Consider the following 11,977-nt stretch of genomic DNA (forward strand, 5'->3'; position numbering starts at 1 on the left):
AGCGACGAGGAGATCAGGTTGTTCAGTCTCCCCTTGCCCTCGATGACCTCGTGCTTGACGCCGTTGAACGCCGTGGCATCGTTCTTGAACTCCTGCACCATCAGTTTCGGGTCGTCCGTCTCCCACAGGATCTTCGCCTTGCCTTCGTAGAGCTTCTTCGTCTTCTTCACGCGGCCTCCTCCTCTTCCTCGATGCCGAGTCGCTCGAAGATCTCCCCAATGTGCCTGAGGTGTGGGTCCAGGCTCATGATGCGCTCGATACGGCCGCTGCCGAGCGCGCCCATGATGACCTCGTCCTCCCGGATCGTCTCCAGGAGCTCAACTCCTCTCTCTCGCGCCGCCATGGCGGCGCGCTGAACTCTGTCGTAGGCCTCGTCCCGGCTCATGCCGCCCCTCACGAGCGCCGTCAGCACGCCGCCCGAGAAGACGAGGCCGTTGGAGGAACCGATGTTCTCCAGCATGCGATCGGGCCGAATGTCGAGAGCTCTCACGACCCTGGTGAAGCGGTCAAGTAAGTAGTGTGTGAGGATCGAGCTGTCCGGCAGGATGACCCGCTCGACCGACGAATGGGAGATGTCCCGCTCGTGCCACAGCTCGATGTTCTCCATCGCGGCGTGCGCGTTCGCGCGCAGCACGCGCGCCAGCCCTGAGATCTGCTCGCACTTGATCGGATTCCGCTTGTGCGGCATGGCGGAGGAGCCCTTCTGCTTCCTCCCGAACCCCTCGAGGATCTCGCTCGTCTCCGTGCGCGCCAGAAGTCTGATCTCGAGCGCCTGTCGTGCCATGACGCTCCCCAGAACGGCGAGCGCCGAGAGGTAGCGCGCATGACGGTCCCTCGCGACGATCTGACTCGAGATCGGCGCGGGACGGATGCCGAGCGCTTCGCAGACGTGCTTTTCGATTCTGGGATCGAGCTCGGCGTATGTTCCGACGGCTCCCGAGAGCTTGCCGACCGCGGCGTCGAGCACCGCGAGGCCGACGACCGTACGTACCCGGGTCAGCTCGTCCCACCAGTAGGCGAACTTGAGGCCGAGCGTCGTCGGCTCGGCGTGAACGCCGTGCGTCCTGCCGACGATCGGGGTCGCGCGGTGCTCGAGGGCCCTCTCGCGGACCGCCGACCGGAGCTCCTCGAGCTTCTCGAGGATGAGATGGCCCGAACGCCCGATCTGGACGCCGATCGTCGTATCGAGGATGTCGGAGGAAGTCATACCGACGTGCACGTGCAGAGCGTCGTCCTCCCCGATCTCCTCCGCGAGCGCCTTGAGGAAGGCGATGACGTCGTGATGCGTCTCCTGTTCGATCTCCTTCATCCGCTCGATGGAGACGGTGGCCCTCTCCTCGATGCGCTCGAGGACGTCCGCGGGGACCTCCCCCAGCTCGACGCGTGCCCGGACCGCCTCGATCTCGATCTTCGCCCAGATAGCGGTGCGGACCCTCTCGTCCCAGACCGCGGCCATCTCGGGCAGTGCGTAGCGTTCGATCATGTCGTCTCCCCGATCCGTGTCGTTCCCTCGCGGCTGTTCTGCCCGACGCGTCTGCCGGGCTCACGCCCTACTCCCACTCGATCGTCGACGGCGGCTTCGAGCTGATGTCGTAGCAGACCCGGTTCACGCCGCGGACCTCGTTGATGATGCGCGCCGATATCCTCCCCAGGACGTCCGACGGCATGGGGTACCACTGCGCCGTCATGCCGTCGCGCGAATGGACGGCCCGCACGGCCACGACGTGTTCGTACGTTCGCTCGTCCCCCATGACGCCGACGCTCCGGACCGGCAGCAGGACGACGAACGCCTGCCAGATGTCGTCGTAGAGCCCAGCCCGGCGGATCTCCTCGATGGCGATGGCGTCGGCTTCCCGGAGGACCGCAAGGCGCTCCTCGGTCACGTCGCCCAGGATCCTGACCGCGAGCCCCGGTCCGGGAAACGGATGGCGGCCGAGGATCTCCGGGTCCATGCCGAGCTCGGCGCCGACCTTCCTGACCTCGTCCTTGAAGAGCGTCCTCAGGGGCTCGATGAGTTTGAGGTTCATCCGCTTCGGGAGTCCGCCGACGTTGTGATGGCTCTTGATGGTCGCCGACGGTCCCTTGACGGACACGCTCTCGATGACGTCCGGATAGAGCGTGCCCTGGGCCAGGTACTCGACGTCGCCGACCCGCCTGGCCTCCTCCTCGAAGACGTGGATGAACTCGCGGCCGATGATCTTCCGCTTGCTCTCCGGGTCCTCGATGCTCCTGAGGGCGTCCAGGAAGCGTTCCCGGGCGTCGACGATGTCGACCGGCAGCCCGAGCCCTTCCTTGAGCTTGCGGATGACCTCCTTGTCCTCGTCCTTCCTCAGAAGCCCGTTGTCGACGAAGATGGGAATGAGCTGATCGCCGATCGCCCGGTGGATGAGGACCGACATGACCGACGAGTCGACGCCGCCCGAGAGGGCGCAGACGACAGTGCCGTTTCCCACACTCTCGCGGATGGTCTCGATCGTCTCCTCGACGAACGAGGCCGGTGTCCACGTCGGCTCGAGGCCCGCTATCCCGTGCACGAAGTTGGAGACGATGTCGCCTCCCCGCTCCGTGTGGGCCACCTCGGGATGGAACTGGAGACCGTAGAGCCTCCGCTCGTCGGAGCCGATCGAGGCGATCTTGCCGTCCGCACTCTGACCGAGAACGTTGAACCCGGGCGGGGGCTTCACCACCTCGTCGCCGTGGCTCATCCAGACCAGCGTCGAACCCTCGATACCCGCGAAGAGCGGGTGGGACGCGTCGCCCTCGAACTGCATCGGCCCGTATTCGCGCGTGTCGCCCGGTCTGACGTCGCCGCCGAGCGCGTGCGACATCGCCTGCATGCCGTAGCAGATCCCGAGCACCGGCACGTCGAGTCCGAAGATGCCCGGGTCCGGCGAGGGGGCGTCGTCGGACCAGATGCTCGACGGGCCGCCCGAGAGAATGATCGCCGCGACGTCGTCTCCCAGGTCGTCGACCGGCGTGTCGAAGCGCTCGACCTCCGAGAAGACCTGGCACTCCCTGACGCGCCGCGCGATCAGGTGCGTGTACTGTGATCCGAAGTCGAGGATGACGACACGCGCCCTCCCCGGGACGGGATGCGCGCCGCTCGGTCCGAGCGGCGCCCGGCGGGGCTTCTCCATTCGGTCCTCCGTTCGCGGTATCGCCTCACCGGCGCGTGGCCGTGGTCCGCTGTCGCAGAAGCGGTCTACCGCCACATGCCCACATGCTGCGAGCGCTGCATCAGCTTGCCCTCCGACCGGATGGCCGGCGCGATGATGAGCTCGGCCTGCTGCAGCTCGAAGATGTTCTTGGCGCCGACGGTGCCCATGCACGTCTGGACGGCGCCCATGAGGTTCTGCGTCCCGTCGTCGGTTCGCGCCGGTCCGAGGATGATCTCCTCGAGCGTCCCGGACGTGCCCGTCTTCACGCGGGCGCCGCGGGGCAGGTTGACGTGCGGCGTCGCCATGCCCCAGTGGTAGCCGCGCCCCGGCGCCTCCTCGGCGCGGGCGAGCGCCGAACCGATCATGACGGCGTCGGCGCCGGACGCGAACGCCTTGCAGACATCGCCGCCGGTGTCCATGCCGCCGTCGGTGATGACCGGCACGAAGCGCCCCGTTCTCTTGTGGAAGAGGTCGCGTGCCGCGGCACAGTCGACCGTGGCCGTGACCTGCGGGACGCCGATGCCGAGGACGCCGCGCGTCGTGCACGCCGCGCCGGGCCCGACACCGACGAGGACCGCGTCCGCTCCGGCCTCCATCAGGTCGAGCGCCACCTCGTACGTCACGCAGTTGCCCACGATGACGGGTATCTCCATAGAGTCGATGAACCCCTCGAAATCGAGCGTCTCGTAGGCGCTGGAGATGTGGTCGATGGTCGCGACCGTCGACTGGACGACGAAGACCTCGGCGCCCGCCTCCTCGGCGAGCGGCCCGAATCGCGACGCCTGGAGCGGCGTGCAGGAGACCGCCGCCACGCCGCCGTCCCTCTTGATCTCCTCGATCCGCTTCCCGACGAGCTCGTCCTTCATCGGCGGGGCGTAGAGCTTCTGCACGAGCTGCGTGGCCGTCTCCGGCGGCGCCTCAGCGATCTCGCTCAAGACCTCGCTCGGGTCCTCGTAGCGGGTCTGCACGCCCTCGAGGTTCAGCACGGCCAGCCCGCCCAGCTTCGACATCGCCACGGCCATCGTCGTGTCGACCACGCCGTCCATCGCGGCAGCGAGGATGGGTACTGAGAACTCCAGGTCCCTGAGTCTCCAGGTCGTGTCGACCTCCTCAGGGTTGATCGTCACCCTTCCGGGAACGATCGCCACCTCGTCGAACCCGAAGGAACGGCGAGCCTTCCTGCCGCGACCAATGTAGAATCCCATCCAGCCCTCCTCGTGGACTACGAACGTGTTCTGTCCCTGTGGGTACTTCCGAACCTCCGGTCCGCAGCGCGGGCCGGGGCGGCGCGGAGCGTCTTCTCTATCCCGGTCTGCTGCCCGGTCTCGTCAGCGGTCTGTTCTCGTCGCAGAGCGGGCAGCGCTCGGGTTCATAGCTCGGCATGTTCCTTCGGACGAGCGCTCTCATCGGGGCGCCCAGGTCGACGTCTCCGGAGCTTCTGTCGACGAGGAAGCCGAACCCCACCACGCGGGCTCCCGCGTCCCCGACGACCTCGGCGACCTCACGGACCGAGCCGCCCGTCGTGACAACGTCCTCGACGATGAGCACGCGCTCGTCCGGTTCGAGGAGGAAGCCGCGGCGGAGTGTCATCTTTCCGTCGCGGCGCTCGGCGAAGAAGGAGCGAACCCCGAGCGCCCTTGCGACCTCGTGTCCGATGATGACGCCGCCGAGCGCGGGCGAGACGACGATGTCGACCTCGGTGTCCTCGAAAAGCCCCGCCAGCGCCGCCCCGAGCTCCTCGGCGCGTCCCGGGTCCTCGAGAACCCGGGCGCACTGGCAGTACTCGCCGCTGTGCCGGCCGGACGACAGCCGGAAGTGTCCCGACATGAGAGCTCCCGATCCGCGCAGGAGCTCGAGCACTCTCTTCTCGCGCGGTCCGCTCACCCCGTCACCTCCGCCGGGGACATCTCGTCGATGATCGCCCGGGCCGCGTCAGCCGGGTCGTCGGCGTCCCTGATGGGACGACCCACCACGACGTAGTCCGCGCCCTTGGCGATCGCCTCCGCCGGCGTTGCGACGCGGCGCTGGTCGTTCCGCTTGGTCCAGGAGGGCCTGATCCCGGGTGTGACGATGAGGAAGTCGGGACCCATGCGCTCCCGTATCGCACAGGCCTCCCAGGCCGAGGCGACGACGCCGTCGATGCCGGACTCGCGCGCGCGGTCCGCCAGCGCGAGGACCTCGTCGACCGTCGAGGCCATGCTCGTGAGTACGGTGATCGCCAGTATCTTCGGCGGGGTCTTCCCCAGTCTGGAGGCCTCCTCCCGGCTGGCGTCGACGGCCGCCCTCATCATCCTGGTCCCTCCCGCCGCGTGAATGTCGAAGACGTCGACGCCGAGGGAGGTCGCGGCCTGGGCGGCCTCGGCCACCGTGTTGGGAATGTCGTGGTACTTGAGATCGAGAAAAACGCCCGAGCCCGTCGACTTCAGCTCCCGGACGAGATCGGGACCCTCGGCCGTGAAGAGCCGACTTCCAACCTTGAAGTGGGAGACGTACCGGCCCGTCCTCTCAGCGAGTTCGATCGCCCGCGCGCGGTCCGGGACATCGAGGGCCACGATGAGCCTGCTTGGCTGCTTCTCTGCCATCATGCTGCCTCCCCCCTTGCAGCGCCGATGTAGGTATCGATCCGTTCCACACCGTTTCGTTCCATGAACTCGACGAGCCCTCCGACGATCTCGGTCGCGGAGCCGGGGTCACCGTAGAGGGCGGTTCCCATCTCGACCGCCGTGGCCCCCGCCATCATGTACTCGAGGACGTCGCCCGCGCACCCGGCGCCTCCCGATCCGACCACGGGGATGTCGACCGAGCCCGCGATCCTCCAGACGAGCGCCAGGTTGACCGGCTTGAGCGGCGGGCCCGAGAGCCCGCCCGTCACATTGCCGAGCACGGGGCGACGCGCGTCGAGGTCGATGCGCATGCCCGTCATCGTGTTGGCGACGATCAGCGCATCGGTCCCCGCGTCGGCGGCGGACCGGGCGACGACGGTGGCGTTCGCGGTCTGAGGCGACAGTTTGAGGAAGAGCGGCTTTGTCGTCGACGCCCGTGCGCGCGCAACGAAGAGGGCGGTGCTTTCAGGGTCGTCCCAGAGCGGACACGCCGCCCGCTCGACGTTCGGACACGAGATGTTGATCTCGAGCGCATCCACCTCCGTCCGCGCACCGACGGCCTCCGCGAGCGTCGCGACCTCCTCGGCAGACGTCCCGGCGATGCTCGCGATGAGCGGCGCCGGGAGCTCTGCCGACTCGGGCAGCTTCTCGTCAAGGAACCGCTCGAGTCCCACGTTCTCGAGTCCGATGGCGTTGAGGAGTCCTCCGCCCGCCTCGACCAGCCGGGGCGGCGCGTTGCCGGAACGCGGCTCGAGCGTGATGGTCTTCGTGACGAACGCGCCGACGGTCTCGAACTCGACGAGCTCCCTGTACTCGGCGCCGTATCCGACGGTTCCCGATGCGAGGATCACGGGATTCCGGAGCGTCAGTCCGGCGAGCTCGACGCGGAGGTCAGTCATCGGACCTCCAGACCGGCATGAGGTCGGCGACGTCGAAGACCGGGCCGTCCGCGCAGACCGTCCGGTAGCCGTCGCGGGTTTCAACGACGCAGCCCCGGCAGGCCCCGACGCCGCAGGCCATCGTCTCCTCAAGGAGCGCGAAGGCACGGAGTCCGTGTTCGACGGCCGTCCGCCCCGCGGTCCGGATCATCGGTCGAGGTCCGCACAGGTAGACACGCGCTCCGTCCGGCAGTTCGCCGCTCCGTTCCTCGAAGAGCTCACAGACCGTCCCCGGACGTCCCTCCGACCCGTCGTCGGTCGCCGGCTCGATGCGGAGATGGTCTCCCGCCGGCGGCAGCTCGCGATGCAGAAGGCGCCCGGCGCCTCTCGCTCCGACGAACGCCGTGGTCGGCACACGGGCGGCCGCGAGCCGGAACGCCAGCATGCGGAGCCCGGCGACACCGATGCCGCCCGCGACGAGAACGGCCGCGGCGCCTGCGGGGTGCTTCTCGAACGCCCGTCCCAGAGGGCCCGTGAGCGCCAGCTCGCCGCCGTCGGGCAGCGAGGCGAGGTCGCGCGTGCCGTCGCCGCGCACCTCGAACAGGAGCTCCAGACGGCCGCGCTCCGGCGTGCCGGCTACCGAGAACGGGCGCCTGAGGAGAGTTCGTCCCGGCACCTCGACCTGGACGAACTGCCCCGGCTCCGCCTCCGGGAGGGCCGGGTCGGTCTCAAGCGTGAACAGCCAGCTTCCTTCCGCGACCGGGCGACGCGCTCGGATCCGCCCCCGTGTCGCCTCCGTTCTCGGCACTGACAATCTCCCCGCGGCAGATCGTTGTGGTGACCGTTCCCCTGAGCTTGCGCCCGATCCAAGGTGAGTTCTTTGACTTCGAGCGGAACCAGGACGCCTCGATGGTCCGGGACGTCGTCGGATCGACGATGCAGACGTCGGCTTCCGAGCCGACGGCCAGCGTTCCGTGGGGCAGGCCGAGGATACCGGCCGGCCTGTGCGTCAGAAGGGCCAGCGCCGCAGGCAGGTCCAGGACCCCGCCGTCCACCAGATTGGTCAGCGTGACCGGCAGGAGCGTCTCCAGACCGATCATCCCGGGCGGCGCGGCGTCGAACTCGACCTCCTTGTCCTCATGCGTGTGCGGCGCATGGTCGCTTGCGATGGCGTCGATCGTGCCGTCGCGCAGTCCCTCGCGGATGGCCTCGACGTCGGTTCTCGAGCGGAGCGGCGGGTTGACCCTCACGCTCGAGTCGTACGTCAGGACCTCCTCGTCGGTCAGGCTGAAGTAGTGCGGGCACGTTTCGCACGTGACCGGGAGCCCGTCGGCCTTCGCCCTCCTGACGAGCTCGACCGAGCCGGCCGTCGACACGTGCGCCACGTGGAGTCTGGCTCCTGTCGTGCCCGCGAGGATCAGGTCCCTCGCGACCATGACCTCCTCGGCCGCCGCCGGGACCGGCTTGAGGCCCGCCCGGGTCGACGAGAGGCCCTCGTTGGCCGTTCCGTTTCCGGAGAGCGCCGGGTCCTCGCAGTGCGAGACGACCGGGACGCCAACCATGCGGGCGTAGTCGAGCGCCCTGCGCATGAGCGCGGCGTTTAGGACCGAACAGCCGTCGTCCGAGAAGGCGACCGCGCCCGCGGTCCTGAGCTCCGCCATCTCCGTCAGGTTCTCGCCCCGGCGTCCGACGGTGATCGCGGCGACCGGCAGCACCCGGGCGGCGGCCTTCCGTGAGGCAACGAACTCGACCCAGGAGGCCGTGTCGATCGGGGGCTCCGTGTTCGGCATCGCGGCGACGGTCGTGACCCCGCCGTGGACCGCGGCACGGGAGCCGCTCTCGATGGTCTCGGCGTCCTCGTTCCCCGGCTCGCGAAGATGGACATGGATGTCGACGAGACCCGGCGCGACGATTCTCCCGTCGGCGTCGACGGTCGTCGAGACGTCGTCCGCCTCGATCGAGCCCGCGACCTCCGCGATCCTCCCGTCATCAATGAGGACATCGAGCGTGTCGTCCGTTCCGGCGGCCGGGTCGATGACGCGGCCGCCCCTGATCAGGATCCTCTTCATATGCTCACCTCCGCGAGAAGCTCGGCGTCCTCGGTTCGCTCGGATGCTCTCACTCGCGAGATGAGGAAGAGAACCGCCATCCGCACCGCGACCCCGTTCGTCACCTGTTCGAGGATGACCGACCGCTCGCCGTCCGCGACGTCGGGCGCCAGCTCGACGCCCCGGTTGATCGGTCCGGGATGCATGATGACCACGTCGTCCCTCATGCCGGCGACGCGCTCGGACGTGACGCCGAAGAGTCTCGTGTACTCGCGGAGACTGGGGAGAAAGCCCCCTTCCTGCCGTTCGCGCTGGATCCTCAGGATATTGACGATGTCGGCATCCTCCGCCGCTCTGTCGAGGTCCTGCGACACGGAGGCGCCCATGCCCTCTATCTCAGCCGGCATGAAGGTCGTGGGACCGACGAGCGTCACCTCCGCGCCGAGCGCCTTGAGGCCCCAGACATCGGAGCGCGCGACCCTCGAGTGGAGTATGTCCCCGACGATGACCACCTTCCTGTTCTGAAGCTCGCCGACGTGCTCGCGCATCGTGAAGAGGTCGAGAAGCGCCTGCGTAGGGTGCTCGTGGGTGCCGTCGCCGGCGTTCACGATGGAGGCGTCCAGGTGCTTCGCGAGGAAGTGCGGGGCGCCCGCCGACGAGTGGCGCATGACGACCATGTCGACCATCATCGCCTCGATGTTCCGGGCGGTGTCGCGGAGCGTCTCGCCCTTCTTCACACTCGATGTCGATGCCGAGAAGTTGATCGTGTCGGCGGAGAGGCGCTTCTCAGCCAGCTCGAACGACATCCTCGTACGAGTGCTGGCCTCGAAGAAGAGGTTGGCGATGGTGACGCCTCGAAGCGTGGGGACCTTCTTGACGGGGCGGCCGAGGATCTCCTTGAAGATCGCTGCCGTGTCGAGCACGGTCGCGATCTCCTCCCGGCTCAGGCCCTCAAGGCCAAGCAGGTGCCGTTTCGTCCACTGCACATGCCCTCCCTTGAGGCCTCAGGGTGAAAACGCAAGAACGGGCAGCGCGAGAGTTCTCTCGCAGCGACCCGTTCCGTGATGCGTTCTCCTCTTCACCCTTTCTAGCCTCACAGTGCTAGTTTAAAAGGCGGCGAATTGCTCGAGGGGAAGTCTACACCGGTCCCCTTGTCGTAGCAAGCTGTTTCTTCACGTCGGACGACGCAGGTCTCCGTCGGCCTGAGCCGCGCGAGGCGCCCCGCCGGACCTTCGCGTCAGTCTCCCCTGAGGGGGACAACGCAGAGGAAGCGAAGCCGGCCGTCGCCCGTGTTGACGAAGTTATGCTGCTCGTCCGGCTCGACCAGGAGCGCGTCGCCGGCCTCGAACGGCGTCTCCTTCCCTTCCGTCACGAGCGCACCCTCTCCCTCGAGAACGTAGACGACGTGCTCCCAGTCGTGAGCATGCCACGGCGTGTTGCCGCCGGCCTCTATCACGAAGTGGCGCATGGCGGCCGTGGGCGCGCCGTCGTTCTCGGCGACGAGCTTCGCAACGCTCACTCCCTCCGCCCCCTCGACATCGACCGGCCGCGGCGTCCTCTCGTCCTTCGGAACGTGCCTCATTCTCCCGTGCTCCTTCGTTGGGGTCCCTGCTCGAGTCGGAACCGACATTGTCCCAGATGCCGGGCGCACCGTCAAAGGCAAAGAGGACGGCGCCACGAAGAACAGGGCGGGTCCGTGGGGACCCGCCCTGTCTCGCATCGTGCAGTGGATCGGTGACTACCTGTAGAGGCTCTTGATGGAACCCCACGAGGTGTCCTCGACAGGCGAGGCCTCGCCGCCGAGCTTGATCCACTTGACGTACCAGCCGAGATCGCTGGTCGCGTAGCTCTCCGAGCCGAAGAACAGGCCGATCATGATCTCCTGTCCGATGAACTCGGTGAGGTCGAAGCAGTCACGGATGAAGGTGCCGCTGTCGCCCGTGAAAACCCACTCGTCGGCCACGCACTCGGCGATGTAGTACGTCGAGTCGAGGATGTCGTCGTAGCCGCGGGCCGGCGTGATCTGCGTCCATGTGACGCCGCCGTCCGCCGAGACCTTGACGTTGCCGCCGTCGTAGCCGAACTCAGTGTCGTAGTAGTGACAGAGTTCGAGGCAGTCGCAGCCGTCCTCGACGAAGACCGGGCCGACCATCGCAATGCCGCCGACGGACGCCGGATACGGAGCGTTCAGCGTCGTGCCGAGGATGTTCGTCACCTCGACATCGTCGCAGGCGACCTGCGGGATGCCGGTGTCGACGCCCCAGGCCCACGGGTTCGGTCCGAGACCGCAGTCCATGTACTGGACGCCGCAGGCGCTCAGGTTGAAGTCGAACGCGAAGCAGTCATACGGGAACGGACAGCAGGGCGGGACCTGCTCGAAGCAGTCCACGCTCAGCGTGAAGTCGCCCTCCACGCCGTTGTAGCCGTCGACCACGATATAATAGGTGCCCGCGGGAATGTCGTTCGCCGTCGCCGTCGCGCTGCCGTACGCGATGCAGTCATCCTCATCGCAGCTTCCGAGGATGAAGACGTCGAGGTCCACGGCCAGGTCGCTGATGTTCGCCGTCAGGTCGTAGTTCATCGGTCCCGGAAGGTCGATGAAGTAGACCATCTCAGGGCCGGACTCGTCCCAACCCGAGCACGAGTAGTACGTGACGTTCATCGGACCGCCGATCGTCGTGCCGCTCACCACGTCACCGCAGAACACCTCGAGGGCGTTCGTGCAGTCGAGAAGCCCCTTCGAACCCGAGACCGGGTCGACGGGCTTCTTCGCGGCGGCGCCGAAGGCGCCGAGCACGACGAGGGCGATGGTCAGGATAACAACTGTCCTCATTGCCATCTCCTCTCCTGGTTGACGCGCGTCGCTCCTCATGGAGCGGCGCGCAGATTCAGCCGTCCCCGTCGCAGGCCGCGCATCTCCGCGGCTGTTCCGGCGACGGCACCACCACTCAACGTACCCACGGTATCACAGCATGTTCTCGTCGGCAATACCAAACAATAACGAACAACCGTTCAGCCAAGTGGTTCTGCGCCGCGAGCGCGGTGGGCCTTGCCGGCCCCCCGACGCCCGCATGTCCCGCGGAGTGCCGGACTGTCCCGGCCGGTCCGCCTGATAAGCGCTACTTCAGCATCACCATCTTGTGGCTCTTGACGAAGTCCGGAGCCGTGATGCGGTAGAAGTAGACACCGCTGGCGCACTTCGCGCCGCGGTCGTCCGTGCCGTCCCACACAACGAAGCCCGTGGCACCGGCCTCGAGCTCGCTGTCGAGAAGCGTCCGGACGACGCGACC

Annotated in this window: 12 protein-coding genes; all 12 read right to left on the reverse strand. The window is 67.6% G+C overall.

What is annotated here, in order from left to right:
- Nucleotides 1-170: phosphoribosylaminoimidazolesuccinocarboxamide synthase (locus GF405_01870; protein MBD3366905.1), on the reverse strand; the 170-nt coding region annotated here is incomplete at its 3' end.
- The gene (locus GF405_01875; protein MBD3366906.1) at nucleotides 167-1,483 is read right to left on the reverse strand and encodes an adenylosuccinate lyase; all 1,317 of its coding nucleotides are present in this window, start codon (nucleotides 1,481-1,483) and stop codon (nucleotides 167-169) included. The genes GF405_01870 and GF405_01875, both read right to left, overlap by 4 nt.
- Before the next feature lie 67 nt (nucleotides 1,484-1,550).
- Nucleotides 1,551-3,137, reverse strand: coding sequence for a glutamine-hydrolyzing GMP synthase (gene guaA / locus GF405_01880; protein MBD3366907.1), 1,587 nt, complete (start codon nucleotides 3,135-3,137; stop codon nucleotides 1,551-1,553).
- Nucleotides 3,138-3,202: 65 nt separating this feature from the next.
- Entirely contained in the window at nucleotides 3,203-4,363 is a 1,161-nt protein-coding gene (locus GF405_01885) for a GuaB3 family IMP dehydrogenase-related protein (GenBank protein ID MBD3366908.1), read from the reverse strand.
- 97 nt (nucleotides 4,364-4,460) lie between these two features.
- Complete coding sequence (locus GF405_01890) at nucleotides 4,461-4,985, reverse strand: orotate phosphoribosyltransferase (GenBank protein ID MBD3366909.1); 525 nt, start codon at nucleotides 4,983-4,985, stop codon at nucleotides 4,461-4,463.
- Nucleotides 4,986-5,038: 53 nt separating this feature from the next.
- A complete protein-coding gene (gene pyrF / locus GF405_01895) occupies nucleotides 5,039-5,740 on the reverse strand; it encodes an orotidine-5'-phosphate decarboxylase (protein MBD3366910.1) in 702 nt (233 codons plus the stop codon).
- Nucleotides 5,740-6,660 carry a dihydroorotate dehydrogenase gene (locus tag GF405_01900; protein ID MBD3366911.1) on the reverse strand — a complete coding sequence of 307 codons (921 nt, stop codon included), beginning with the start codon at nucleotides 6,658-6,660 and terminating at the stop codon, nucleotides 5,740-5,742. Before GF405_01900 ends, pyrF begins: the two co-directional genes overlap by 1 nt.
- Nucleotides 6,653-7,447 carry a dihydroorotate dehydrogenase electron transfer subunit gene (locus GF405_01905; protein MBD3366912.1) on the reverse strand — a complete coding sequence of 265 codons (795 nt, stop codon included), beginning with the start codon at nucleotides 7,445-7,447 and terminating at the stop codon, nucleotides 6,653-6,655. Before GF405_01905 ends, GF405_01900 begins: the two co-directional genes overlap by 8 nt.
- The gene (locus GF405_01910; protein MBD3366913.1) at nucleotides 7,368-8,708 is read right to left on the reverse strand and encodes an amidohydrolase family protein; all 1,341 of its coding nucleotides are present in this window, start codon (nucleotides 8,706-8,708) and stop codon (nucleotides 7,368-7,370) included. Before GF405_01910 ends, GF405_01905 begins: the two co-directional genes overlap by 80 nt.
- Entirely contained in the window at nucleotides 8,705-9,673 is a 969-nt protein-coding gene (locus tag GF405_01915; protein MBD3366914.1) for an aspartate carbamoyltransferase catalytic subunit, read from the reverse strand. The genes GF405_01910 and GF405_01915 overlap by 4 nt, the downstream gene beginning before the upstream one ends.
- Nucleotides 9,674-9,924: 251 nt before the next feature.
- On the reverse strand, nucleotides 9,925-10,407 hold the full coding sequence (locus tag GF405_01920) for a cupin domain-containing protein (protein ID MBD3366915.1): 483 nt from the start codon (nucleotides 10,405-10,407) through the stop codon (nucleotides 9,925-9,927).
- A gap of 18 nt (nucleotides 10,408-10,425) precedes the next feature.
- Nucleotides 10,426-11,520 (reverse strand): hypothetical protein, encoded by a 1,095-nt coding sequence (locus GF405_01925; GenBank protein MBD3366916.1) that lies wholly within the window; start codon nucleotides 11,518-11,520, stop codon nucleotides 10,426-10,428.
- Nucleotides 11,521-11,977 lie beyond the last annotated feature (457 nt).

It is taken from the genome of Candidatus Effluviviaceae Genus V sp. (assembly GCA_014728125.1).
In the GTDB taxonomy this organism is placed as follows: domain Bacteria; phylum Joyebacterota; class Joyebacteria; order Joyebacterales; family Joyebacteraceae; genus WJMD01.